This is a genomic window from Mycobacterium vicinigordonae (assembly GCF_013466425.1).
GTDB classification, from domain to species: domain Bacteria; phylum Actinomycetota; class Actinomycetes; order Mycobacteriales; family Mycobacteriaceae; genus Mycobacterium; species Mycobacterium vicinigordonae.
Window position 1 is genome coordinate 2,067,431 of sequence record NZ_CP059165.1, and the last position, 23,735, is coordinate 2,091,165.

Below are 23,735 nucleotides of genomic sequence, written 5' to 3' on the forward strand. Positions count from 1 at the left end.
ACGATGATTCAGCAGGCCGCGGCCGGGACCAGTTATGCGGGTCCGGCCGCGATCCCGCAGTAGATTCAGCGGTATGCCGTCCCATGCCGCGACCGTTCATGTTCGCGCTGCCATCACCAGTGCCCTGGCGGGGCCGCCCCGCGTGGTCATGGTCGAGGTACCCAACGATGGGTGGTATGTCCAGACGGTGTTTGCCGGACTGCGCCGCAATGTGCCGGTGTATGTGCATGACGCGGAGACCACGAGCAGCGCCGCGTCCGCCGAGCCGGGTTCGCCGCCGCCATTCGGCAGGTATCAGGGACTGGTGCATCCCGGCTATCCGTTTATCGCCGTGCTGGTGACCAACGGAATCGGTACGGTGCAATCCACCTGTCTGGACGAGAACCTGTTTGCCTACTACGCGGATATCGATACTTCAGACGAGGTTGCAGAGCGCGTTCAGCAATTGATCGGCCGGTTGGCTTTCTTAGAACCCGATGCGGCGGTCGACGAGAATCGGCTGGCACCGGGTGCGGGTGTGGTGATCCCGGTGGTCGTGGGGCGGCCGCCGATCGTCTACCGGTTGAATCCCGGCCCCGCGTCCGAGAATGACGGTCCACACGCCGTAATTCGGCATCGCACGTTTGTGGTGCCGCGTGCCGACGGCGAGGCCGTTCGAGCTCTGCGGCAGTTGGGTTTTGCGCCCTGGCGGCCGCCCAATTGATCGAGGGTCAGTCCGGTGGTGGTGCGTCCGCCGCTGCCTGGGGCGCCTCGGAATGCCAAGGAGTAAAGCCCAGTTCTGCGATGTAGGCCAAGGTATTGGCGTCGGGGCGCGGGACGAGGAATTCGAGCAACCAGCCTTCGGTCGGGGCTGTGGTGTCGGGGCGAAGATCGTGAACCATGGGCAGCGCGAATTGCCGCTGCGGGATGATCATGCCCACACCGTCGCTGACTGCCACCCCCTCGGAATGTTGCTGGGCAAGTATGATCTCACTGATCAAACACCTTGCGGTGTAAGCGGTTTGACTGGGCTGCGGATAGTGCGTGAAGTAGTACGCGGCCAGTCGCCGATCGAGGACGGCCGACTCGACGGTCGCATCAACGTCGACACCCAGTATCGCGACGAACGGATGATCCGGGTGCACCACGGCCTGATACAGGTCGAACCGCGGACCACCAGTGTTCCCGCGGGAGACGTAGACCGCACTGGGCCGCCCAGCGTCGGGGAAAAGGCTATCGACGAATTGTTGTTCGTCCCGGGCGGTTACCAGCACGATGCGAGGCTCACCGTGGAATGCCGCGATGATCGCCTGGCGGGCAGCCACCGAATCGACGGCTGGGTACGGCGCCGCCGGCGGGGAATAGGTTTCCGTCGCAGGGCCGACGGATTCGACGACGGTTATCGCGTATTCCGCCGTGCGCGGCCCGGCCACGGTGGGGGGCCCGGTCACGGTGGGCGGCCCGGTCACGGTGGGCGGCCCGGTCACGGTGTCAGGTCCCGTCACCGTGCGGGATCCGGTCGCCTCAGGGGTGTCGAGCATCGCGAGTTGTTCCCTGGCGTAGTCCGATACCCGGGCCTGCGTGGTAGCGCCGCCGTCGATCACTTCGACGATGTCGTCCTGGGTTGCCAGGCGTTCCCACACGCTTCGACCGGCAGCGGTGTCGATGCCGGTGAGCAGTGTGGCGGCATAGACGCGTCCGGCGGGTGTCGATTCGGTCAGCAGTCCAAAAATGCGGCCCAGATTCGCCGACCCCGCGGCACGAATCTGCTGGAACGCCTTGGTCGCCGGGTCCTCGGTATCGCCAGTGTCCGCGCCACCGAGATCCACCGCGCGGGCGCGCCGCAGCTCATTGAAGGCTGCATCCATATCCGGGCCGGCAGATCCCCCGACAGATGAAGCCATCGGTCCAGGATAGCGGCGACCACTCCGGTTGCACTCGAGCCAATCTGCTTGAATTCCTCTGACGAGCCGGTGTCAGCCAGCCGGCAGCCCGCAGCGTGATCGGATCGGGTTTAGTCAGTCGCGGGGTCGGCTGGGGGTGCCGAGCCCCAACCGCTGGAGGTAGGAGAAACGAATGCGCCTTGGTCGAGTCGCCAGCCCGGACGGAGTCGCGTTCGTCAGTATCGACGGTGAACTGGACGACCCCGACGGCATGACGGTCCGCGAAATCGCCGAGCACCCGTTCGGGACGCCGACTTTCACGGGTCGCTCCTGGCCGCTGGCCGACGTGCGGCTGCTGGCACCGATTTTGGCCAGCAAGGTCGTCTGCATCGGCAAGAACTACGCCGACCATATCGCCGAGATGGGCGGTGGCACCGGTCCGGCGCCGGCCGACCCGGTGTTATTTATGAAGCCCAACACCGCAATCATCGGTCCGAATGTACCGATTCGACTGCCCGCCAATGCATCACCGGTCCACTACGAGGGCGAGCTGGCGGTGGTGATCGGCCGGGCATGCAAGGATGTCCCGGCTGTGCAGGCGGCCGAGAACATTCTCGGCTACACCATCGCCAACGACGTGTCGGCGCGCGACCAGCAGAAGTCTGACGGCCAGTGGACCCGAGCCAAAGGCCACGACACCTTCTGCCCGGTCGGCCCCTGGATAGTGACCGATCTCACGCCGTTGGACCCGGCCGATCTGGACCTGCGCACCGAGGTCAACGGCCAGGTAAAACAACACGCCCGGACGTCGCTGATGATTCACGATGTCGGCGCCATCGTCGAGTGGATCTCGGCGGTGATGACCTTGCTGCCAGGTGATCTCATTCTCACCGGAACACCGGCCGGGGTCGGGCCCATCGAGGACGGCGACATCGTTTCGATCACCGTCGAGGGCATCGGCACGCTGTCCAATCCCGTGATACGGAAAGGTAAGTCGTGACTGTACGAGTTCGGTTTTGTCCGTCTCCCACCGGAACGCCGCACGTCGGGATGGTGCGGACGGCGTTGTTCAACTGGGCTTATGCGCGGCATACCGGCGGCACCTTCGTGTTTCGCATAGAGGACACCGACGCTCAGCGTGACAGTGAGGAGAGCTACGCGGCGCTGCTCGACGCGTTGCGCTGGCTGGGCCTGGACTGGGACGAGGGCCCCGAGGTCGGCGGTCCCTATGCGCCGTACCGGCAATCGCAGCGCAGCGATCTCTACCGCGACGTGGTTGACCGGCTGCTCGAGGCGGGTGAGGCCTACCAGGCGTTCTCGACGCCTGATGAGGTCGAGGCGCGTCACATCGCGGCCGGCCGCAACCCGAAGCTCGGCTACGACAATTTCGACCGTCAGCTCACCGCCGAGCAGCGCGCGGTATACCTGGCCGAGGGGCGACAGCCGGTGGTGCGCCTGCGAATGCCCGAGGAAGACCTGAGCTGGGACGACCTGGTACGCGGACCCACCACCTTCGCGGCCGGTTCGGTGCCGGACTTCGCCTTGACCCGGGCGAACGGAGATCCTTTGTACACCTTGGTCAATCCGTGCGACGACGCGCTTATGCGGATCACACACGTGCTGCGCGGCGAGGACCTGCTGCCCTCGACACCGCGTCAGCTGGCGTTGTATCAAGCCTTGATCCGGATCGGGGTTGCCGAACAAATCCCGCAATTCGCGCATCTGCCAACGGTTTTGGGGGAGGGTACCAAGAAGCTATCCAAACGGGACCCCCAGTCGAACCTGTTCGCCCACCGTGACCGCGGCTTCATCCCCGAGGGGCTGCTGAATTACCTTGCGCTGCTCGGCTGGTCGATTGCCGACGACCACGACCTGTTCAGCCTCGACGAAATGGTCGCCGCATTCGACGTCATCGACGTCAACTCCAACCCGGCGCGGTTCGACCAGAAGAAGGCCGACGCCCTCAACTCCGAGCACATCCGGATGCTCGCCCTCGACGACTTCACCGGCCGGCTGCGCGACTATTTCGACACCCATGGTCACCACCTCGGGTTGGATGACGCGCAGTTCACCATCGCCGCCGAACTGATTCAGACCCGCATCGTCGTGCTCGGCGACGCGTGGGACCTGCTGAAGTTCCTCAATGACGACGAGTACGCGATCGAGGACAAGGCCGGCAGCAAGGAATTGGGTGCTGCCGCGGCTCCGGTGCTGGATGCGGCCATCGGGGCGCTCGAGGCCGTGCCGGATTGGACGACCGCGCATATCGAGGATGCCCTCAAGGCAGCCCTGATCGAGCGACTGGGGCTCAAACCGCGCAAGGCTTTCGGGCCGATTCGTGTTGCGGTCACCGGCACCACGATCAGTCCGCCACTTTTCGAGTCGCTGGAGCTGTTGGGCCGCGACCGCAGCCTGCACCGGCTGCGTGCAGCGCGCGGACAGGTTCCCTCGCCGTAGGCGTGCCGAGTGGGCCCTGAGTCTTTGGTACTCTGCACTTCGGCTTTCACACGGTCTAGATCGGCTGGCCACAGCAGTCGCAGGATGCGGGCAGGTTCTCCGCGGAATCGACTCTGACCAGCAGTTATAGGCAGCCAATGGGGTATGGTGTAATTGGCAACACAGCTGATTCTGGTTCAGCCATTCTAGGTTCGAGTCCTGGTACCCCAGCAAAACCCGCCAGCGCCAGCGAGTGCTGAGTGATTAGGTGGGTTTTTCCGGGGTGGGCTATGCTGACTCCTCGGATCATGTCCGGCCCCGTCGTCTAGCGGCCTAGGACGCCGCCCTCTCACGGCGGTAGCGTGGGTTCGAATCCCATCGGGGCTACAGAAAGAGCGTCATCCCGTCTGCTGGTTACCCAGCACGGTTGGCGCGGTCGAGCCGCCCACGGGCATCGGGGGCATTCCCAGTTTGCGGTGATCCCAAGACCGGCTGCGACGACTGACGATGCGTACCCCGACCCGCTTGTTCATCATCTGGTCGACGAACGGCTTCATCTCGTCGCTGTAGGGGCCGGTGTAGCGCTCCCACACGCTGACCCCGACGCGGTGCAGCGTGTCGGGATCGTCGACGATCTCGGCTACGCCCTCGAAGGAAACCCCGCGCAGGGTGTCGTAGGTGTCGCCGTCTTCGAGCAGGAAGCTCACCCGCGGATCGCGCTTGAGGTTGACCGCCTTCTGCGACTTGGCCTTGGTTTCCAGCCAGATCTCGCCGTCGACGACGGCGTACCACATGGCCGTCAGGTGTGGCTGGCCGTCGGGGCCGATAGTGGCCAGCGTGCCGGTGCGGCTGCTGTTGACGAAGTCGGCGATCTCATCGGCGGTCATGACGATGCTCGCGCGCTGATTGGTTCCCATGGCGTCAGTGTGTCAGGTGGTTCGGCCGCCCCGCTGTCGGGTTCGCTGGTGGACTCAGAGCCGGCGGGTGAGCGTCTCGGCGGCGGCCAGCAGGTCCGTTGCCCACCGCACCCCCGGGCGCCGGCCCATCCGATCGATGGGACCGGACACCGAAATGGCCGCCACCACAACGCCGCGGCTGTCGCGCACCGGCGCGGACACGCTGGCGACCCCCGGTTCGCGCTCGGCCACGCTCTGCGCCCAACCGCGGCGGCGCACCTCGGCCAGCGCCCGGTCGGAGAATTTCGCATTGGGTAGCACAGCTTTTTGAGTGGCCGCGTCGCTGTGGGCGAGCAGCACCTTGGCGCCCGATCCTGCAGTCATCGGCAACCTCGTGCCCACCGGAACCGTATCGCGAAGACCCGCAGGCGGTTCCAACGCGGCCACACACACCCGTGTGGTGCCTTCCCGCCGGTACAACTGGACGCTCTCGCCGGTGGTTTCCCGCAGTCGTGGCAATACGGTGGCGCTGGCGGCCAGCAACGGATCACTGACATGGCCGGACAATTCGGTCACCGCCGGTCCGAGTCGCCAGCGGCCGTCCTCGTCGCGAGCCAGGAGCCGGTGCACCTCCAGCGCGGCCGCAACCCGGTAGGTGGTGGCCCGGGGCAGGCCGGTGCGCTCGCACAGTTCGGCGAGCCCGCACGGCGATTCAGTGACGGCGTGCAGGATTCCCACCGCTTTGTCCAGGACACCTATGCCGCTCTGCTGTCTCACACATCAATACTACCGTCTCATAATTTGAGATTCGGTCGCTGGGGCCTGCCAAGACTTTGTGGGAAGCCCGATGGTGCGGCTATGCTGTCTCATGATAAGACATTCGCGTCTCATATTCTGAGATTCCAGCCCAACCGGTTCAGTCGGGACGCGACGAACGAATCGAGGCAATCGCGCATGAGTTCAACCAGCGCCGGGCCGCGCACGCTGGCCGAGAAGGTTTGGAACGACCACGTTGTGGTCTCCGGCGACGGGAGCGCTCCCGATCTGATCTACATCGATCTGCATCTGGTGCACGAGGTCACCAGTCCGCAGGCCTTCGACGGCCTGCGACTGGCCGGCCGCCCGGTGCGGCGGACGGACCTGACCATCGCCACCGAGGACCACAACGTCCCTACCGTTGACATCGACAAGCCGATCGCCGATTTGGTATCACGCACCCAGGTCGAGACGTTGCGACGCAACTGCGCGGAATTCGGTGTGCGGCTATATCCGATGGGCGACATTGAGCAGGGCATCGTGCACGTCGTCGGGCCGCAGCTGGGTCTGACCCAGCCGGGGATGACCATTGTCTGTGGGGATAGTCACACCTCGACCCACGGTGCATTCGGTGCAATCGCAATGGGTATCGGCACATCCGAGGTCGAACACGTGCTCGCCACTCAGACTTTGCCGCTGCGCCCGTTCAAGACGATGGCGGTCAACGTCGACGGCGAGTTGCCCGTCGGTGTGACGGCCAAGGACATCATTCTGGCGGTGATCGCCAAGATCGGAACCGGCGGCGGTCAGGGGCACGTCATCGAATACCGGGGTCGCGCCATCGAATCGCTGTCCATGGAAGGTCGGATGACGATTTGCAACATGAGCATCGAAGCCGGCGCCCGGGCGGGCATGGTGGCACCCGACGAGACCACTTACGAGTATCTGCGCGGCCGCCCGCACGCTCCCACCGGTGCTGACTGGGATGCCGCGCTGGCCTATTGGCAGGGGTTGCGCAGCGATCCGGGCGCGGTTTTCGACACCGAGGTGTACTTGGATGCGGCGTCGTTGAGCCCATTTGTGACCTGGGGGACCAACCCCGGCCAGGGCGTGGCGCTGTCGGCTGCCGTGCCCGATCCCGAACTGATGACCGACGACGCCGAACGCCAGGCGGCCGAGAAAGCGTTGGCGTACATGGACCTTCGGCCCGGAATGGCGATGCGCGACATCGCCGTCGACGCGGTGTTCGTCGGCTCGTGCACAAACGGGCGCATCGAGGACCTGCGGGTGGTCGCCGACATACTGCGGGGCCGCAAAGTGGCCCCGGGCGTACGCATGCTGGTGGTCCCGGGCTCGATGCGGGTACGCGCGCAAGCGGAAGCCGAAGGGCTGGGGGAGATTTTCACCACAGCCGGCGCCGAATGGCGACAGGCGGGCTGCTCGATGTGCCTGGGCATGAACCCCGACCAACTTTCGCCCGGGGAGCGCTGCGCGGCGACGTCCAACCGCAATTTCGAAGGGCGACAGGGCAAGGGCGGCCGGACGCACTTGGTGTCACCGGCCGTTGCCGCGGCTACCGCGGTGCGCGGCGCGCTCTCGTCGCCGGCCGACTTGAACTGACCGAACTCGAAATCGCGCTGAGGGATAGGGAAACATGGAAGCCTTTCACACCCACACTGGCATCGGAGTGCCGCTGCGACGGTCCAATGTCGACACCGACCAGATCATTCCCGCGGTCTTTCTGAAGCGGGTAACCCGAACCGGTTTCGAGGACGGCTTGTTCGCGAGCTGGCGCAGCGACCCGTCATTCGTGCTCAATCTCAGCCCCTTTGATCGCGGCTCAGTCTTGGTTGCCGGGCCGGATTTCGGCACCGGATCATCCCGCGAACACGCTGTGTGGGCACTCATGGACTACGGATTCCGGGTCGTTATCTCATCCCGGTTCGCCGACATTTTTCGCGGTAACGCCGGCAAGTCGGGTCTGTTGGCGGCCGAAGTCGACCAAGATGGTGTCGAACTACTCTGGAAGCTGATCGAGCAGAGTCCGGGGCTGGAAATCACTGTCAATCTTCAAGATCGAAATATCACTGCGGGAACCACGGTGTTGCCGTTCGGGATTGACGATCACACCGCGTGGCGGCTGCTCGAAGGACTCGACGATATTGGCCTTACGCTGCGGAAACTCGACGAAATCCAGTCATTCGAGTCCCGCCGGCCGACCTGGAAACCGCGTACTGTGCCAACCTCATGACGTGTTGCGGCGGCGCGGATTTGTGACTCGGTTACCGCGCTGAACGAAGCTATTCCACGGCGGCGCCACCGGCCCACGGCGGCAATCGGATTGCAGAAATGGCGCCTTTAAAGGTCTGAAATTGCGCGTGGCTCTTGGCAATTTGCCAGCTAAGGGTTTACCGTGTGCACTAGTCGGTTCCAAAACGAGGACCACTGGCTTCGGAGGGTTGGATGAACAAAGCAGAGCTCATAGATGTGCTCACACAGAAATTGGGCTCAGACCGTCGGCAGGCTACCGCCGCTGTCGAGAATGTCGTCGACACGATTGTGCGCGCGGTGCACAAGGGCGAGAGCGTGACCATTACCGGTTTCGGCGTCTTTGAGCAACGGCGCCGAGCGGCTCGCGTGGCCCGCAACCCGCGTACCGGCGAGACGGTCAAGGTGAAGCCCACATCGGTGCCGGCGTTCCGTCCCGGAGCCCAGTTCAAAGCCGTTGTGGCTGGCGCACAAAAGCTCCCGGCTGATGGTCCCGCGGTGAAGCGCGGTGTCGTCGCGGGTGGCGCGAGGAAGACGGCGGCCAAGAAGGCTCCGGCGAAGAAGGCTGCGACCAAGGCTCCGGCCAAGAAGGCTGCCACGAAGGCTCCGGCCAAGAAGGCTGCCACGAAGGCTCCGGCCAAGAAGGCTGCGACCAAGGCTCCGGCCAAGAAGGCTGCGACCAAGGCTCCGGCCAAGAAGGCTGCGACCAAGGCTCCGGCCAAGAAGGCTGCGACCAAGGCTCCGGCCAAGAAGGCTGCCACGAAGGCTCCGGCCAAGAAGGCTGCCACCAAGGCCCCCGCCAAGAAGGCCGCGGCCAAGAAGGCTACCGCCACACGGCGCGGCCGCAAGTAGTACTACACGCAAATACCCTTCGGGTGGCAGCGATGTCGCCCGAAGGGTATTTGTATGGGTGCCAATAGTCGCGTCAGGCCCGCACGTTGGCGGCCAGCGCGCCACCGATGTGGTCGGCGGCGATGAGCCGGCCACCGGCCAGCGACAGTACCCAGGTGCTGCCTTTGTGGTTACGCGACTTGTCCGGACGGATCCCGTCGCGCTCACACCACCAGCTGATCAGATCCGGAATCACCTTGCCCTGCGTGCAGATCACCGGTGTCCCGGGACGTTCGGCGATTTGCAGCACCCGCTGGCGGCCGCGCTTGGGATTCTTCGCGTACGCCTCCTCAGTTAGGTTGGGCTCGTTGTGAATAGCCACACCGAGTTCGGCGGCCAGCGGTTCCACGGTCTGGTGACACCGCACTCGGTCGGCGGCATACACGTGTGTCGCGCCGAACGCGGATAGTTGGGAAACCAGCGCCTCGGCCTGGGCGCGCCCCTTTTTGTCCAGCGGCCGTTTGGTGTCGTCGCCGTGATAGCGAGCCTTGGAGCCCGCTGTGCCGTGCCGCACCACCAGCACGGTCTTGGTGTCTGCCGGATGTTTGACGAACCGTCGCAAGACCTTTCGGTCGGGCGCGTAGTCGAGTGCCTTCATGGCCTCGGACGCCGGCAGCCAGCGCAGTTGATCCACCTCGTCTCCGGGGGTGAAATCTCCGCCCAGGCTTCGGGCCGCCCAGTAGTGCACCTTCTTGATGCCTTGATCGATCGGGTAGGTGATGGTGGTGAGACACCGGCCGAGACGACTGTGCTGGCCGGTTTCTTCGAAGACTTCCCGCACGGCGGCCACCGGTGCGGTCTCACCCGGGTCGACCTTGCCTTTTGGCAGCGACCAGTCGTCGTACCGGGGGCGGTGGATGATGGCGATCTCGACCGACTTGCCTGAACCGCCGACGGGCCGCCACAGCACCGCGCCGGCGGCGTACACGGTCCGGCCCTGGCGGGCCGACGAGCTCTGGGGCGACACTTCAACTCCTGCAGGTCAATTCGAACAGGTCGCGCGGCAGTGGATGTGCTCAGGAGCTGAACCGGTTTGGTTCAGGTGCTGCGATGCTTCTCCATCAACGACACCTGGTGGTCGCGCACGCTCCGGCCCTCGTGTGGGGAGGCGGTCCACACCCCGTCGGATCCGAGTTCCCAACAGCGGGTGGCCGGGTCGAGCGCGGATTCGAACAATTCGTTGAGCTGTGCGGTCAGGCGCGGATCTTTGACCTGAGCCATCACCTCGACCCGGCGGTCGAGATTGCGATGCATCATGTCGGCGCTGCCGATCCAAAATTCATCGATAGCGTTGAAATGCAGGATGCGCGAGTGTTCCAGGAACCGGCCGAGAATAGAGCGGACGAAGATGTTCTCGGACAATCCTTCCGCCCCAGGGCGCAAGGCGCAGATGCCACGCACCACCACCTCCACCCGGACCCCGGCCTGCGAGGCGCGATACAGCGCGTCGATGACCTGTTCGTCGACGAGCGCGTTCATCTTGAGTCGGATACGCGCGTCCTTGCCCTTACGGTGTGCCTCGACTTCGCGCTCCACCCGTTCGATGATGCCGGTGCGAATTCCCTGCGGTGCCACCAGAAGATTGCGGTATCTCAGCTTGCGCGAGTATCCGGTGAGCGTGTTGAACAAATCGGTGAGGTCGGCGCCAATGTCGGGATCTGCGGTCAGCAGACCGACATCTTCGTACAGGCGCGCGGTCTTGCCGTTGTAGTTGCCGGTCCCGACATGGCAGTACCGCCGGATGTTGGGGCCCTCGCGCCGCACCACCAAGCAAGTCTTGCAGTGCGTCTTGAGCCCGACGAACCCGTACACCACGTGCACCCCAGCCTGTTCCAGCGCGCGTGCCCAGCGGATGTTGGCCTGTTCGTCGAACCGCGCCTTAATCTCCACCAGTGCCACGACCTGCTTTCCGGCTTCGGCGGCGTCGATCAGCGCCCGCACGATCGGCGAGTCACCGGAAGTGCGGTACAGCGTCTGCTTGATCGCCAGCACGGCAGGGTCCGCGGCGGCGGCCTCGATGAAGCGCTGCACGCTGGTGGAGAAGGAGTCGTAGGGATGGTGCACCAACACATCGCCTTCGCGCAGCGTGGCGAAGATGCCCCTGGTGGTTTCCAGATCGGCGAAGGCCGGGTGGGTGGCCGGGACGAAGGCCCGATCCTTGAGATCGGCCCGGTCCACTCCGTAGATCTGCCACAACGACGACAGGTCCAGCAGCCCAGGGACTTCGATCACGTCGCCGGGGTGCACGTCGAGTTCGCGGTGCAACAACTCAAGCATGCTCTCGGTCATGTCGTCGGCGACTTCAAGGCGCACCGGCGACCCGAACCGGCGGCGCGCGAGTTCTCGCTCGAGTGCTTGCAGCAGGTCTTCGTCGCGGTCCTCTTCCACCTCGAAGTCGGCGTTACGGGTGATGCGGAACGCATGGTGCTCCACAATTTCCATGCCTGGGAACAGCACTGGCAGGAAGGCGGCGATCAATTCCTCCATCGGCAGGAATCGAACGACTGTGCCGTCGGAGTTCTCGTCGCCCTCCTTCGCCTCGAGTTGGACGAAGCGGTCGACGTTGTCGGGCACCTTGACCCGCGCGAAATGCTGGGTGCCGTCCTCGGGCTGCTTGACGGTGACCGCGAGGTTCAGGCTCAACCCGCTGACGAATGGGAAGGGGTGCGCGGGGTCGACGGCCAGCGGCGTGAGGACCGGGAAAACCTGCTCGTTGAAATACGTCGATAGGTGGTCTCGCTCATCGTCATCCAGGTCGGCCCACGTGACGATGGAGATGCCCTCTTCTTCCAGCGCGGGCAATACCGCCTCAAGGAATACCTTCGCGTGACGACTGGCGATCTGCTGGGTCTGCTCGCCGATACGGCGCAGCTGCTCGCGAGGCGTCAAGCCGTCGGCGGATCGCACTGACAGCCCCATCTCGTCGCGGCGCTTGAGGCCGGCGACGCGAACCATGTAGAACTCGTCGAGATTGGAGGCGAAGATCGCCAGGAACTTGGCCCGCTCCAGCAACGGCAACGAGTTGTCGGCCGCCAGCGCCAGGACGCGGGCGTTGAAGTCCAGCCAACTCAATTCTCGGTTGAGATAACGCTCCTCCGGCAGCGTGTCGTTGATCGCAGCGGGCGTCGCGGCAGGCGGTGCGGCCGGCGCCGAGTCGCCCGGCTGCCATGCGTTCTCGTCGGGGCGTGCCTGCGGGCTGGCTTCGATTTCGGTCACCCTGCGATCATTGCCTAAGCCCGGCGATGCTGCCAGCAGTCCGCCGACATCGAACCCGCCGTTGGTGCGTGGTTCACCGCCCGGACAGATTCGCGGTGCGGACGGGGGCGCTAGCGATGTCCCACGGCTCGCGCGGTCGCCGGGCCCACCCCGAGTTTGCGGGCGGCCGCCAGATCGGCCGGTGTGTCCACGTCACAGCGCAGCCCGGGCCACGCACCGGTCAATTCGATCGCGCCCGAACGGCGGTGCCGCGCGGAAGAATCCGCACCGAACCGAGGCTCCAGCGGTGCACCGAACGCGCACAGTGCCGCCGTTCCCGTGCCCGCGCGGTCGGCGACGAAGCTTCGTGGGTATGCGCGGGCCGCGGCGATCGCCTCATCGAGCTCCTGCGTTTGCAGCGCTGGCAAATCACCTTGCAACACAACAAGATTAGATAGCGAAGCGACCTCCGAACCGGTCATTGCGCGTTCGGCGGCGGCGATCGCGCTGTTCAGCGGGTCAGGGTCGTCGGCCGGCGTGGGGTCGGCCAGTACCTCGGCGCCCAATTCTGCGGCTGCGGCGCCCGCGGCCTTGTCGGGCGTGATAACCAAGATCGAGTGCAGCGAACTCACCCGCGATGCCGCGGTCAGCGTATCCACTAGCATGCCCAGCACCACCGATTCCCGGGTTGGCGCCGAGAAAACCGGTGCGAGCCTGGTTTTGGCAGCCGCCAGGCGCTTGACAGCGATGATCACACCCACCTCGCCGTCGGTCCGTGCGCCGCTCATGAATCTCATCCTGCCAGCGCCGGACTCGGGGGTTTCGCCGAGCCGGGGAGAGCGTCGCGTGACGGCCGGCCCGTCGCTGCTCTAGGGTTGTCGGCTGCGGATGCGACATATTAGGGGAGCGGATGACCGGCACGGGAACTGTCACGGTGATGGGCGCCGGTGCCTGGGGCACCGTGCTGGCCAAGGTGCTGGCTGACGCCGGTAATGAGGTCACGTTGTGGGCTCGGCGCGCCGAGGTCGCCAAGCGGATCAACTCCACCCGATCCAATCCCGACTATCTTCCGGACACGAAGTTGCCGGCGGGCATCCGCGCCACTGCCGACGCCGAGGAGGCGTTGTCCGGCGTGACGACGGTGCTCCTCGGTGTGCCGGCACAGACCATGCGGGCCAATCTCGAGCTGTGGAACGGCATGTGGGCCGACGGCGCGACGCTGGTCAGCCTGGCCAAGGGCATCGAGCTGGGCACGCTGATGCGGATGAGCCAGGTGATCGTGTCGGTGACCGGAGTGGACTCCTCGCAGGTGGCCGTCATCTCGGGGCCTAACCTGGCCAGCGAGATCGCGCAGGGACAGCCGGCCGCCACTGTGGTGGCGTGCAGCGACTCCGGACGCGCAGTGGCGCTGCAGCGCTTCCTGAACAGTGGCTATTTCCGCCCGTACACGAACTCCGACGTGGTGGGCACTGAGATTGGCGGTGCCTGCAAGAACGTGATCGCGCTGGCTTGTGGGATGGCGGTCGGGGTGGGGCTGGGTGAGAACACCGCAGCGGCCATCATCACTCGCGGATTGGCTGAGATCATGCGGTTGGGGTTGGCGCTGGGTGCCAAGGGCGCGACGCTGGCGGGCCTGGCCGGAGTGGGTGACCTGGTGGCCACGTGCACCTCGCCGTACTCGCGCAATCGTTCGCTGGGGGAGCGGCTTGGCCGCGGCGACACCATGTATTCGGCACTGCACGACCGTGACGGACATGTTGTCGAAGGAGTGACGTCCTGCGAGTCGGTCCTGGCGCTCGCATCCAGCTACGACGTCGAAATGCCGCTCACCGATGCGGTGCACCGAGTGTGTCATAAGGGGCTCTCGGTGAACGAGGCGATCGCCCTGCTGTTGGGCCGCACCACCAAGCCGGAATAGGGCATTGAGTCTGCGCTCAGGGCGACAAAGTGCGTCTCGCCCACCGAGCCAAGGTGTGCCGCTCTGCCTGGCATTGACCTGCGCAATCCCGCGCTTCGGCGCCGCACCCGGTAGCCTCTTTAGGTTGTGACTGCCTCCAACCGGGTGCGCGTCGCCGTCGTTTTCGGCGGGCGCAGCAACGAGCACGCCATCTCGTGCGTGTCGGCGGGCAGCATTCTGCGCAACCTGGACCCGCAGCGCTTCGACGTCGTCGCGGTCGGGATCACCCCGCAAGGCTCCTGGGTGCTGACCGACGGAGACCCCGACGCGCTGGCAATCACCAACCGGCAACTGCCCGCGGTGAGCGCCGAATCGGGCACCGAGCTGGCTCTGCCGGCCGACCCGCAGCGTGGCGGACAGCTGGTGTCGCTGGGACCCGGCGCCGTCGAGGTGCTGGGTTCGGTCGACGTGGTGTTTCCGGTGCTGCACGGTCCCTACGGCGAGGACGGCACAATCCAAGGCCTGCTCGAACTCGCCGGGGTCCCCTACGTCGGCGCGGGTGTGCTGGCCAGCGCTGCGGGCATGGACAAGGAATTCACCAAGAAGCTTCTGGTCGCCGAGGGACTGCCGGTGGGCCCGTACACGGTGATGCGACCGTCGCAGTCCACGCTGCACCCCGAAGAATGTGAACAGCTGGGCTTGCCAGCTTTCGTCAAACCCGCGCGCGGCGGCTCGTCGATCGGCGTCAGCCGGGTGTCGCGCTGGGACGAGCTGCCCGCCGCTCTCGAGTTCGCGCGCCGTCACGATCCGAAGGTCATTGTCGAGGCGGCGATCAACGGTCGCGAACTGGAATGCGGCGTCCTTGAAATGCCGGACGGCACAGTCGAAGCCAGCACGCTGGGTGAGATCCGGGTGGCCGGGGTGCGCGGCCGCGAGGACTCCTTCTATGACTTTGAAACCAAGTACCTCGACGACGCGGCCGAATTAGACGTACCGGCAAAGGTCGATGACGATGTCGCTATCGCGGTGCGACAGTTGGCGATTCGGGCGTTCGCTGCCATCGACTGCCAGGGTCTGGCCAGGGTGGACTTCTTCCTCACCGACGACGGCCCGGTGATCAACGAGATCAACACCATGCCGGGGTTCACCACCATCTCGATGTACCCGCGGATGTGGGCGGCCAGCGGCGTCGACTACCCGACGTTATTGGCCACGATGGTGGACACCGCAATCGCGCGCGGCGTCGGCTTGCGTTAACGGACAGGTGCCGGGTCGATCGGCACCGCCGCCATGGTGCGGTCGATGACCCCGGAGAGGTCCTGGATCGCGGTGGGGCCCGATCCCGCGGGCAGTGTGATGGCTACGTAGACCGGCCGGTCCACGGTGTACCAGGTGGATCTGCCTGCGCCGCCGCCCGATTCGGGTGTGTCGGACTGCGCCGCCACCCGGAACCACTGCACCCGGTCGACAACCTGGATCGGCGAGCCGATCACGAATTCCTCGGGGCGTTGCAGTCCGCATCGCACGATGACGGTGTCGGATCCGGATTGCCAGGCGCTGGCCCCCTCCGGCGGGGGCTGCGCTGTGGCGGCGCGCTGGAAATCTCCGAGCCGGGCGGGCAGCGCCGCCGCCAGCGCCCGGCACTCGGCGTTAGCGGCTTGCGGGGCGGGCACCGTTGCAATCGTCACAGGCCGCTGCGGGGTGGCGCGGGTGGCCGCGAACACCAAGATCCCCGCAATCGTCGCCAGGGCGACGGCCAGCGCTGCGATCAGCACCGCGCGCGGTGGCCCGCCGGGATCGGACTGATCCGTCACCTGCCTGGCCACCTCCGACGTTTCGCCCATGACTACACTGACCTGCGCCCCAGGGGGCTTCGAGAACCAACTTACCGTCGACGGAGGAGGTGGCGTGCGCAACGAGTCCGAGACACTGCAGCAACTCGGTGAGTTCGGTGTGATCGAACGCTTGGTGCGCGACCGGCGCCAGGCCGCTGGGGTTGTGTTGGGCCCGGGCGACGACGCCGCGGTGGTGTCGGCTGGCGACGGACGCACCTTGGTGTCGACCGATATGTTGGTGCAGGACCGGCACTTTCGGTTAGATTGGTCGACTCCACACGATGTCGGGCGCAAGGCCATCGCCCAGAACGCGGCGGACATCGAGGCGATGGGGGGTCGTCCGACAGCGTTTGTGGTGGGTTTCGGCGGGCCGGGTAGCACGACGGTTGAGAAGATGAGCGCCTTGGTCGACGGGATGTGGGACGAGGCGCAACGTGTCGGTGCCAGTATCGCCGGCGGAGACTTGGTGAGCTGCCCGCAGTGGGTGGTGTCGGTGACCGTGCTGGGTGAACTCGACGGCCGCGCGCCGGTGCTGCGCTCCGGGGCACAGGTGGGTTCGACGGTCGCCGTCAGCGGCGACCTGGGGCGGTCGGCCGCTGGGTATGAGTTGTGGCGCACCGGGATCGAGGAGTTCGACGAGCTGCGCTCGCACCACCTGGTACCGCGGCCGCCCTATGGTCAGGGGCCGGTGGCCGCGGTTGCGGGCGCTACGGCGATGATCGACATCTCTGACGGTTTGATCGGCGACCTGCGGCATGTGGCCGAGGCGTCCGGGGTGGAAATCGACCTGTCGACCGCGGCGCTGACGCCCGACCGGGATGCCTTGTCCGCTGCTGCAACTCGGCTCGGGGTGGATGCTTGGGATTGGGTGATGGGCGGTGGCGAGGACCATGCGCTGGTGGCCTGTTTCGCCGGCGATGTGCCCGACGGGTGGCGGGTGATCGGACATGTGCGGCAGGGGCCGGTCCGGGTGCTGGTCGACGGGGAGGAATGGAGTGGGTATGCCGGCTGGCAGTCGTACTAGTTCCCGCGGCCGCGTGATACGCCGCGAGCGTGAGTTCAGCGCGTTCACCGGCCTGGATCTTCGCAGGGCGGTTACCGTCGGCGGCGGTGCAGCGAGGGAGGCGAAATGACCCCGCGTCCGCTGAGCGAACTCGTTGAGCCTGGCTGGGCCAGAGCACTGGGGCCGGTTTCCGATCAGGTCACTCGGATGGGCCAATTCCTTCGTGAGGAGATCGCGGCCGGGCGGCGATACCTCCCAGCCGGACCGAACGTGTTGCGCGCCTTCACCTTTCCATTCGACGATGTTCGGGTTCTGATCGTGGGACAGGACCCGTACCCGACGCCCGGGCACGCGGTGGGCTTGAGTTTTTCGGTGGCGCCCGACGTACGCCCGCTGCCGCGCAGCCTGTCCAACATCTTTGACGAGTACAGCAACGACCTCGGTTACCCGACGCCGTCATGCGGCGACCTGACGCCGTGGGCGCAGCGCGGTGTGCTGTTACTGAACAGGGTCCTCACCGTACGTCCCAGCAACCCGGCTTCGCACCGGGGCAAAGGCTGGGAAGCAGTGACGGAGTGCGCGATTCGCGCGCTCGTGGCACGCGAGCAGCCGATGGTCGCGATCCTGTGGGGCCGCGACGCGTCAACGCTCAAGCCGATGCTGGCCGAAGGCAATTGCACGGCCATCGAATCCCCGCACCCGTCGCCCCTATCGGCATCGCGCGGGTTCTTCGGGTCGCGGCCGTTCAGTCGAGCCAATGAACTGCTGACCGGGATGGGCGGCGAGCCGATCGACTGGCGGTTGCCCTGACTTGACCAGAGTCTCGGGCGCAAGCCTCGGACTTCAGTGCGGCGTGAGCTCATCGTGTTTGTCGGGGGGCGAAGCCCGGCGGTCAGAGTGGTCGGGCTTGGCCGTCGATGTATTGCTTGATGACCGACAGCGGTGGGTCTCGGCGCGAGACCGCGAAGCAGGACGGCGATCAGAGGTGTCTGCGCATGCGGGCGCGGACACAAACGCCGTGTTTTCGCGGTAGGCGAGGCTCGCGCATAGTCGGCCAGCAACGCAGCGGGCTCTCGAATTCCCCAGGGACCCAATCGGTCAGAGTCGCTTTGCGTTACGCGTCGGTCATGATCGTCGCGCGGTCAAAATAGATTGAGTGGTCCACGTGTTGTGAACTTGCGGATCAGAATTTCAGGTGGTGGCCCAGATCGCCCACCTGGTCGATGAACATGGTGCGGCTGTCGAACCACCAGACGCCGTCGATCCGCTGGAAGGTGTCCTTGTAGTGCCCGGTTACGATCACCTGCAACGGCAGATCCGGCGTGGCTTGGGTGACGCAGTAGTAGGAGGAGCTGCGCGCGGTGCCGTTGGCCTCGTCGATGTGCAGTTGCACATTGCTGGTGTTGTGGTGGGTCTTGGGGGTGCCGTCCTCGTAGAGGCGGATGCTCATCTCGTACATGGCGCGCACCCCGGTGGTTCCCCGGAAGATGGTCTCCGGCGGCCCGTCCTCCACCCCGCAGATGCGGCCGTGCTCGAAAAGAGCGGCGACACCGTCGAGGTCACCGCTGTCGAGGAGTTGCGCATAGGTGTAGATGAGATTGGTGATCGCCGTTGCGCTGTCACTCATGTCGACCACCTTGCCTGGAAGCCAGTTTGCTTCAGTGCTGACCCGCTTCGCCCGGACAAGGTCCGCCCTCGCGATCAGCACGGATATCTATAGTGCTGACCCGCTTCGCCCGGACAAGGTCCGCCCTCGCGATCAGCACGCATATCTATAGTGCTGACCCGCTTCGCCCGGACAAGGTCCGCCCTCGCGATCAGCACGGGTCTCACGTCGTGACGTTACCTTGGACCCCGAGCCGGCTCCGCAACCTGACCGGCAAGCGGGTCATCGTGACCGGCCGGGGAACGATCTAGCGAAGGTGGGCGGGCATACCGATGGGACTCGCGCGTCCCGACTTCAACGGGCGACCTCCCGCGGGCGCCCAGGGCGCCGTGAAGTCTTCGCCGGCGCGGCCTTTCCACCCTGCGCCTCTCGGCCGCCCGCCATCGGCAACGTCGCGCAGTTGAATTTTGGCGTCATCAAACGAAACACGTGGCCGCTGTTCAGACGTCCAGACTTTCGTCCGCCGCTCCAATCACCTCTCAGCGGCGGATGTCCATTCCAGCATCGACTTTGAATACGCTTCCGGTAAACGCCCGGCCCAGATCGGAGATGAGGAACAGAATCGCGTTGCTGACGTCTCTCGGCTCGATCATGGGAAGGTCAGGAAGCGCTGTTTGCATGGCGTTGACCAGGTTCGGCATCTGTTCTACCACCTTGAACAGCGCTGGGTTGTCGGTCACCATCGGTGTTGCGCAATTGGTGGGCGCGACAGCATTTACGCGGATGCGCTCCGCTGCAAGCAGATTCGCGTACGAACGCACCAGTCCGGTGATCGCTAGCTTCGACATGTTGTAGGCGTCCGAACCGCCACGGCCATCGGTGAGGTCGAGCAAGGCGGCCATCGAGCTGGTGGCGATCAGATTGCCGCCCTGGCCACGCTCCCGCAGATGTGGGAGCGCCACCTGGAAGGTGTTCCACACACCGATCAACATGATGTCGATGCCGAGGCGCAGCGCCTCGGAGGAGTCGCGCTCGTCGGGGTTTGTGAGAATAACACCGGCGTTGGCGATGACGGTGTCAATGTGGCCGAACTGCTGCACGCCGGCATCGAATGCTACTTGCAGGGCGGCCTTATCGCGCACATCCGCTTGCTGGATGTGCATGTGCTGACCTGTCTTCTCGACGAGCCGAGCGGTCTCCTCGAGGTCCTCGGAGGTGCCCATCCGGTAGGGCACCACGTCAAGGTCCTGGCAGATGTCGACGCCGACGATGTTCGCGCCCTCTTCGGCACACATCACAGCGTGTGACCGTCCCTGACCGCGCGCGGCGCCCGTGATGAATACGACGCGGCCGTCGAGTAAGGCCATCGGGTGCTCCCCTCATTTGAGTTCAACTGACTTGGGCGCGGCACCGAACTCGGGGTGCGTGCGCTATACGAGGGGGATGCTACGCCGAGGCACTTCAATCATACAACTATCTGCCTAATTACACCCGGGTTTGACTCCGAGAACGTTCCGCAATCACCTCACGGCGAGTCCGCGTGGTGCAACCTCCGGCGAGCCCGATTGGTTGCGTGGCGGCGTCAGCTACGACGCAGAATCGTGCCCGAGGCTCACTAATGCGTGAACATAGTCTATTGTAGCTAAATGTTTAGCGGATTTTGCCGCCGATTGGGGAGGTAGTCGGTGCCCTCCGAATATGGCAGATACGCGTCGGACATCGCCGGCTTCCGCCAGGACTTTCGACGATTCCTTCAGGAGTTGCAATGGGCAGCCGAATGGCGTGCCGCCGCTTTCGATAACGCCGAGGAAGGCTTGGCGTTCGATGCGAACGTCCTGGGCCGTCTGTTCGAGGCGGGGTGGTGCCGATATGGATGGCCCCCCTCAGCCGGGGGTTTAGGGGGTAACGAAATACACCGGGCTGTCTACTACGAAGAACTCGCCAACGCTACCTTGCCGGTCCCGGCCCAACACTGGACCCTAGAGACATTAGGCCCGGCACTGCTTAAGTTCGCCCCGCGCCTTGCGGCCGAACACCTGCCCAAGTACCTCAGTGGCGCGGAGTGGTGGGGACAAGGGTTCTCGGAACCCGAAGCCGGCAGCGACCTGGCCAACTTGCGCACGCGCGCGGCCGACGACGGGCACGGGGGGTTCGTCGTAAACGGCCAGAAAATTTGGACGAGCCAGGGTTCGACCGCCGCTCGACTGCTGGTGCTGGCACGCACCGGAACCGCGGAAAGTCGCCATCGTGGGCTGACGATGTTCATGATCGATGCGAACAGTCCCGGCGTCACGATCCGGCCCATCGCGATTGCGAGCGGACGGCAGGAACTAGCCGAAGTGTTCTTCGACGACGTGCGCGTCGACACGTCGCGCCTCGTCGGCGACATGGGACAGGGATGGGCTGTGGCGATGTATCTGATGCAGTTCGAACGGGGGATGTACGGTTATGCGGCCTTGACGAAGACCCTCAGTCGGCTGACTCTACTGCGCAACGAGATGGCCAAGCGCAAAACGTCTGCGGCCCATCGCCAAAGGTTTGCCCAGACCTATGTTGCGGTCGTAGCGGCGCAGGCCCGGTGCGCCGCCACGGTCCGCAAACTGGCCTCTGGAACACCGATCGGACCAGCTACCAGCGTCGACAAGCTGCTGTTCTCCACCGCGGAAAAAGACGCAGGAGATCTGATTCTCGATATCCGGCGCGACTGGATGATCGGTGGTTACGAGGAGACGGATCGAAATGAGTTGGACACCGCTCGAGCCGAATGGTGGTACTCGCGCGCGGCCACGATCATGGGCGGTACTGCCGAGATTCAGCGCGGGATCATCGCCGACCACCTTCTGCGGCTCCCGAAGGAGGTCGGTAAGTGACCGACGAATCCTGGTTGATGATCGAAGAGGCAGTTTTCAGGGTGTTCGAGGGTCTTGCCGAGAAGGGCACCGAACACACCGAGATCGGTTCACAGCTGGACGAACTCGGCTGGGCGGAGATCGAAGTGGAATATCCGACAGACGCGTGCGCTCTGCTCTTCCGTGCGCAGGGCCGGTCATTGGCCCAGACCGATTGCCTGCAGCGCACGTTGCTCAGCGAGCTCGCCGGCCTCATAGACGGCCCGGTTGACGGCATCGTGCTGCCCGATCTGGCCGAGGACTGTGAGCCCAGCTTCGACCCCATGAACATCGCGGGCGTGATCGTCGGGCCTCCGCGTGGCCGGGTGGTCGTGCCTGTTTCAAGCGATGGCGCAGTGTCGCTGGGCGTGATCGATGCCGCGCACCTGCAATCGCGGCGAATGGATACCTTCGACTCCTCCGTCTACTGGACCCGGGTGACGGGTCGACTGGACGGGCCGAGGGTTGCAGCCGCAACCGAATGGCAGCGTGTAATCGCCGCTGCGCGACGGGCCATCGCTACCGAACTGACCGAGATTGCAAGCGCCGCATTGCGCATCGCCGTCGAACACGCACGGGTTCGTATTCAGTTCGGCGTCCCGATCGGGTCCTTTCAGGCTCCCCGTCACGCCCTGGCGGACGCCTTCGCGCGACTGGAGGGCGCCAAGGCGGTGCTCGACGAGTCCTGGCGCGACGGCGGCCGAATGTCGGCGCAAACCGCCAAGGCGGCGGCCGGCCGAGCCCACCGCGAGGTGTGCGCGGCAGCCCAACAAGTGTGCGGTGCGATCGGTATCAGTGCCGAACACGACCTGCCACGCTACATCGCCCGTGGGTTTCAGCTTGATGCGCTCTGTGGCTCGTATCAACAGCTTGAGGCGTCCCTCGCCGATCGGCTGCTCGAGACGAAGGCGACTGCCCGTAGCCTTCCCATGTTTGCCGCAAGCCAATGACGTATTAGAGGAGATCAATTGCGACGCAACATATTTGATCAGATCCACGACGATTTTCGGGCAACCGCCCGCGAATTCTTCGAGCGGGAGTGCGCTCCCCACGCTGAGGAATGGGAACGCGACGGCAAGGCCAGCAGGGAGGCCTGGCTTGCCGCGGGAAAGCTCGGGTTGATTGGCTGGGCGCTGCCGGAGAAGTACGGTGGCCTGGGTATCATCGATTATCGCTTCAACCAAATCGTTTCCGAGGAATTCTTTGCTTCGGGCACCGTGGGGATTGGTCTAGGCGTCCAAAACGATATTTTGGTGCCATATCTGACCGACCTGACCACCGATGAGCAGAAGGCCCGCTGGCTGCCCAAATTCATCTCCGGGGAATACATCGGCTCGATTGCGATGTCCGAACCGGCCGCCGGCTCGGATCTGGCCGGCATCAAGACCAGCGCCAGCGACGAGGGCGACCACTGGGTGGTAAACGGCCAGAAGACGTTTATCAGTAACGGTCTGTTGTCCTCGCTGGTGCTGACGGCGGTAAAGACGGATCCCTCAGCCGGTCGCCGCGGCCTGAGCTTACTCATGATTGAAGACGGCATGGCGGGCTTTACCCGAGGCCGTAAACTCGACAAGATCGGTCAGCATTCCGCAGACACTGCTGAACTGTTCTTCGACAACGTTCGGGTACCCAAGGCAAACCTCGTGGGGGACCTCAATCGAGGCTTCTATCATCTAGTGTCGCACCTCGCCACAGAGCGTCTCGGCGTCGCCTGTTATGCGCTGCCCATGGCGCGCCGTTCCCTTGAACTCACCAAGGCCTACGCGCTTGAGCGGACCGCATTCGGTCAGCCGATCGGGAAGTTTCAAGTCAATCGCCACTTCATCGCCGAGATGCAGACCAAACTCGACGCTGCCCAGACCTATCTCGACCAATGTGTGCTGGCCGCCAATGACGGAACCCTGAGCGATGAGGACGCGGCGGGGCTGAAATGGTGGACGTCAGAGGTGCAGTGGGAGATCGTCGATCGCTGCTTGCAGATGCACGGCGGCTACGGATACATGAACGAGTACGAGGTTGCGCGACTGTGGCGGGATTCGCGGGTGCAGCGTCTCTATGCGGGCACGACCGAAATCATGAAAGACTTGATGGGACGGGCGATGGGGTATTGAGGACCCGCGAGTTGGCAAGATTTCTTGACAATGTAGGAGATAGTTAACCAAATCATTGATTTCCTCATTACCGCGCGACCGGAAGGACGGA

22 protein-coding genes and 2 tRNA genes are annotated in these 23,735 nt (G+C 64.8%); 15 read left to right on the forward strand and 9 right to left on the reverse strand.

Translation table 11 applies throughout. The features are described 5' to 3' along the window. Nucleotides 1–73 precede the first annotated feature (73 nt). Entirely contained in the window at nt 74–703 is a 630-nt protein-coding gene (locus tag H0P51_RS09430; RefSeq protein WP_180917663.1) for a hypothetical protein, read from the forward strand. Between the two features lie 7 nt (nt 704–710). Here H0P51_RS09430 and H0P51_RS09435 read toward each other — a convergent pair whose 3' ends face one another. Continuing rightward, complete coding sequence (locus H0P51_RS09435) at nt 711–1,883, reverse strand: hypothetical protein (RefSeq protein ID WP_180917664.1); 1,173 nt, start codon at nt 1,881–1,883, stop codon at nt 711–713. Nucleotides 1,884–2,055: 172 nt separating this feature from the next. Between H0P51_RS09435 and H0P51_RS09440 the strand changes: the two genes are divergently transcribed. The 4 genes from H0P51_RS09440 (at nt 2,056) to H0P51_RS09455 (ending at nt 4,685) form a co-directional block, all read left to right on the forward strand. After that, the gene (locus H0P51_RS09440; RefSeq protein WP_180917665.1) at nt 2,056–2,862 is read left to right on the forward strand and encodes a fumarylacetoacetate hydrolase family protein; all 807 of its coding nucleotides are present in this window, start codon (nt 2,056–2,058) and stop codon (nt 2,860–2,862) included. Between the two features lie 50 nt (nt 2,863–2,912). Then, entirely contained in the window at nt 2,913–4,319 is a 1,407-nt protein-coding gene (gene gltX, locus H0P51_RS09445) for a glutamate--tRNA ligase (RefSeq protein ID WP_246398767.1), read from the forward strand. Between the two features lie 138 nt (nt 4,320–4,457). Further along, nucleotides 4,458–4,529 (forward strand) — tRNA-Gln (locus H0P51_RS09450). An 83-nt stretch (nt 4,530–4,612) separates the two neighbouring features. After that, nucleotides 4,613–4,685 (forward strand) — tRNA-Glu (locus tag H0P51_RS09455). Nucleotides 4,686–4,696: 11 nt separating this feature from the next. Here the strand turns inward: H0P51_RS09455 and H0P51_RS09460 are convergent. Together H0P51_RS09460 and H0P51_RS09465 are read right to left on the reverse strand one after the other, a co-directional pair. Beyond that, nucleotides 4,697–5,215: a PPOX class F420-dependent oxidoreductase gene (locus H0P51_RS09460; RefSeq protein ID WP_180917667.1), complete on the reverse strand. Its 519-nt coding sequence runs from the start codon at nt 5,213–5,215 to the stop codon at nt 4,697–4,699. A gap of 54 nt (nt 5,216–5,269) precedes the next feature. After that, nucleotides 5,270–5,971 carry an IclR family transcriptional regulator gene (locus H0P51_RS09465; protein WP_180917668.1) on the reverse strand — a complete coding sequence of 234 codons (702 nt, stop codon included), beginning with the start codon at nt 5,969–5,971 and terminating at the stop codon, nt 5,270–5,272. Nucleotides 5,972–6,148: 177 nt separating this feature from the next. On the opposite strand from H0P51_RS09465, the gene leuC reads away from it, so the two are divergent. From leuC to H0P51_RS09480, 3 genes are all read left to right on the forward strand, one after another. Then, nucleotides 6,149–7,570 (forward strand): 3-isopropylmalate dehydratase large subunit, encoded by a 1,422-nt coding sequence (leuC, locus tag H0P51_RS09470; RefSeq protein WP_180917669.1) that lies wholly within the window; start codon nt 6,149–6,151, stop codon nt 7,568–7,570. 34 nt (nt 7,571–7,604) lie between these two features. Continuing rightward, nucleotides 7,605–8,201 (forward strand): 3-isopropylmalate dehydratase small subunit, encoded by a 597-nt coding sequence (gene leuD / locus H0P51_RS09475; RefSeq protein WP_180917670.1) that lies wholly within the window; start codon nt 7,605–7,607, stop codon nt 8,199–8,201. A 212-nt stretch (nt 8,202–8,413) separates the two neighbouring features. Further along, nucleotides 8,414–9,070 (forward strand): HU family DNA-binding protein, encoded by a 657-nt coding sequence (locus H0P51_RS09480; protein WP_180917671.1) that lies wholly within the window; start codon nt 8,414–8,416, stop codon nt 9,068–9,070. Between the two features lie 73 nt (nt 9,071–9,143). Here the strand turns inward: H0P51_RS09480 and mutT1 are convergent, their stop codons facing one another. The 3 genes from mutT1 to cofC form a co-directional block, all read right to left on the reverse strand. Next, nucleotides 9,144–10,076, reverse strand: a complete 933-nt coding sequence (mutT1, locus tag H0P51_RS09485; protein ID WP_180917672.1) for an 8-oxo-(d)GTP phosphatase MutT1 — start codon at nt 10,074–10,076, stop codon at nt 9,144–9,146. 71 nt (nt 10,077–10,147) lie between these two features. After that, nucleotides 10,148–12,361 carry an RNA degradosome polyphosphate kinase gene (locus H0P51_RS09490; RefSeq protein WP_180918854.1) on the reverse strand — a complete coding sequence of 738 codons (2,214 nt, stop codon included), beginning with the start codon at nt 12,359–12,361 and terminating at the stop codon, nt 10,148–10,150. A 74-nt stretch (nt 12,362–12,435) separates the two neighbouring features. After that, complete coding sequence (gene cofC / locus H0P51_RS09495; protein ID WP_180917673.1) at nt 12,436–13,092, reverse strand: 2-phospho-L-lactate guanylyltransferase; 657 nt, start codon at nt 13,090–13,092, stop codon at nt 12,436–12,438. Nucleotides 13,093–13,214: 122 nt separating this feature from the next. On the opposite strand from cofC, the gene H0P51_RS09500 reads away from it, so the two are divergent. After that, entirely contained in the window at nt 13,215–14,222 is a 1,008-nt protein-coding gene (locus tag H0P51_RS09500; RefSeq protein WP_180917674.1) for an NAD(P)H-dependent glycerol-3-phosphate dehydrogenase, read from the forward strand. Nucleotides 14,223–14,348: 126 nt separating this feature from the next. Continuing rightward, on the forward strand, nt 14,349–15,458 hold the full coding sequence (locus tag H0P51_RS09505; protein WP_180917675.1) for a D-alanine--D-alanine ligase family protein: 1,110 nt from the start codon (nt 14,349–14,351) through the stop codon (nt 15,456–15,458). Here H0P51_RS09505 and H0P51_RS09510 read toward each other — a convergent pair. Further along, nucleotides 15,455–16,045: a DUF3515 domain-containing protein gene (locus H0P51_RS09510; protein ID WP_180917676.1), complete on the reverse strand. Its 591-nt coding sequence runs from the start codon at nt 16,043–16,045 to the stop codon at nt 15,455–15,457. The two genes, H0P51_RS09505 and H0P51_RS09510, sit on opposite strands and share 4 nt — an antisense overlap. A gap of 64 nt (nt 16,046–16,109) precedes the next feature. Here H0P51_RS09510 and H0P51_RS09515 point away from each other — a divergent pair, with 64 nt between their 5' ends. After that, nucleotides 16,110–17,060 carry a thiamine-phosphate kinase gene (locus H0P51_RS09515; RefSeq protein WP_246398769.1) on the forward strand — a complete coding sequence of 317 codons (951 nt, stop codon included), beginning with the start codon at nt 16,110–16,112 and terminating at the stop codon, nt 17,058–17,060. A gap of 105 nt (nt 17,061–17,165) precedes the next feature. Then, a complete protein-coding gene (locus H0P51_RS09520) occupies nt 17,166–17,849 on the forward strand; it encodes a uracil-DNA glycosylase (RefSeq protein ID WP_180917678.1) in 684 nt (227 codons plus the stop codon). A gap of 373 nt (nt 17,850–18,222) precedes the next feature. Here H0P51_RS09520 and H0P51_RS09525 read toward each other — a convergent pair whose 3' ends face one another. Then, a complete protein-coding gene (locus tag H0P51_RS09525; protein ID WP_180917679.1) occupies nt 18,223–18,666 on the reverse strand; it encodes a nuclear transport factor 2 family protein in 444 nt (147 codons plus the stop codon). Nucleotides 18,667–19,184: 518 nt separating this feature from the next. Next, the gene (locus H0P51_RS09530) at nt 19,185–20,012 is read right to left on the reverse strand and encodes a mycofactocin-coupled SDR family oxidoreductase (protein ID WP_180917680.1); all 828 of its coding nucleotides are present in this window, start codon (nt 20,010–20,012) and stop codon (nt 19,185–19,187) included. A 318-nt stretch (nt 20,013–20,330) separates the two neighbouring features. Between H0P51_RS09530 and H0P51_RS09535 the strand changes: the two genes are divergently transcribed. Genes H0P51_RS09535 through H0P51_RS09545 form a run of 3 tightly spaced genes read left to right on the forward strand, consistent with a single transcriptional unit; the run spans nt 20,331 to nt 23,644 of the window. Further along, nucleotides 20,331–21,515: an acyl-CoA dehydrogenase family protein gene (locus H0P51_RS09535; RefSeq protein ID WP_180917681.1), complete on the forward strand. Its 1,185-nt coding sequence runs from the start codon at nt 20,331–20,333 to the stop codon at nt 21,513–21,515. Nucleotides 21,516–21,532: 17 nt separating this feature from the next. Continuing rightward, the gene (locus H0P51_RS09540; protein ID WP_180918855.1) at nt 21,533–22,483 is read left to right on the forward strand and encodes an acyl-CoA dehydrogenase family protein; all 951 of its coding nucleotides are present in this window, start codon (nt 21,533–21,535) and stop codon (nt 22,481–22,483) included. Nucleotides 22,484–22,501: 18 nt separating this feature from the next. Next, nucleotides 22,502–23,644, forward strand: coding sequence for an acyl-CoA dehydrogenase family protein (locus H0P51_RS09545; protein ID WP_180917682.1), 1,143 nt, complete (start codon nt 22,502–22,504; stop codon nt 23,642–23,644). Nucleotides 23,645–23,735: the final 91 nt, after the last annotated feature.

Excerpts from the sequence above, each read along its gene's own strand:
- cofC (WP_180917673.1), bottom strand. The coding sequence starts at position 13,092 with ATGAGCGGCGCACGGACCGACGGCGAGGTGGGTGTGATCATCGCTGTC.
- H0P51_RS09430 (WP_180917663.1), top strand. The coding sequence starts at position 74 with ATGCCGTCCCATGCCGCGACCGTTCATGTTCGCGCTGCCATCACCAGT.
- leuD (WP_180917670.1), top strand. The coding sequence starts at position 7,605 with ATGGAAGCCTTTCACACCCACACTGGCATCGGAGTGCCGCTGCGACGG.
- H0P51_RS09520 (WP_180917678.1), top strand. The coding sequence starts at position 17,166 with ATGACCCCGCGTCCGCTGAGCGAACTCGTTGAGCCTGGCTGGGCCAGA.
- H0P51_RS09440 (WP_180917665.1), top strand. The coding sequence starts at position 2,056 with ATGCGCCTTGGTCGAGTCGCCAGCCCGGACGGAGTCGCGTTCGTCAGT.
- H0P51_RS09540 (WP_180918855.1), top strand. The coding sequence starts at position 21,533 with ATGATCGAAGAGGCAGTTTTCAGGGTGTTCGAGGGTCTTGCCGAGAAG.
- H0P51_RS09530 (WP_180917680.1), bottom strand. The coding sequence starts at position 20,012 with ATGGCCTTACTCGACGGCCGCGTCGTATTCATCACGGGCGCCGCGCGC.
- H0P51_RS09510 (WP_180917676.1), bottom strand. The coding sequence starts at position 16,045 with ATGGGCGAAACGTCGGAGGTGGCCAGGCAGGTGACGGATCAGTCCGAT.
- H0P51_RS09460 (WP_180917667.1), bottom strand. The coding sequence starts at position 5,215 with ATGGGAACCAATCAGCGCGCGAGCATCGTCATGACCGCCGATGAGATC.
- H0P51_RS09500 (WP_180917674.1), top strand. The coding sequence starts at position 13,215 with ATGACCGGCACGGGAACTGTCACGGTGATGGGCGCCGGTGCCTGGGGC.
- H0P51_RS09435 (WP_180917664.1), bottom strand. The coding sequence starts at position 1,883 with ATGGCTTCATCTGTCGGGGGATCTGCCGGCCCGGATATGGATGCAGCC.
- H0P51_RS09525 (WP_180917679.1), bottom strand. The coding sequence starts at position 18,666 with ATGAGTGACAGCGCAACGGCGATCACCAATCTCATCTACACCTATGCG.
- gltX (WP_246398767.1), top strand. The coding sequence starts at position 2,913 with ATGGTGCGGACGGCGTTGTTCAACTGGGCTTATGCGCGGCATACCGGC.
- H0P51_RS09480 (WP_180917671.1), top strand. The coding sequence starts at position 8,414 with ATGAACAAAGCAGAGCTCATAGATGTGCTCACACAGAAATTGGGCTCA.
- leuC (WP_180917669.1), top strand. The coding sequence starts at position 6,149 with ATGAGTTCAACCAGCGCCGGGCCGCGCACGCTGGCCGAGAAGGTTTGG.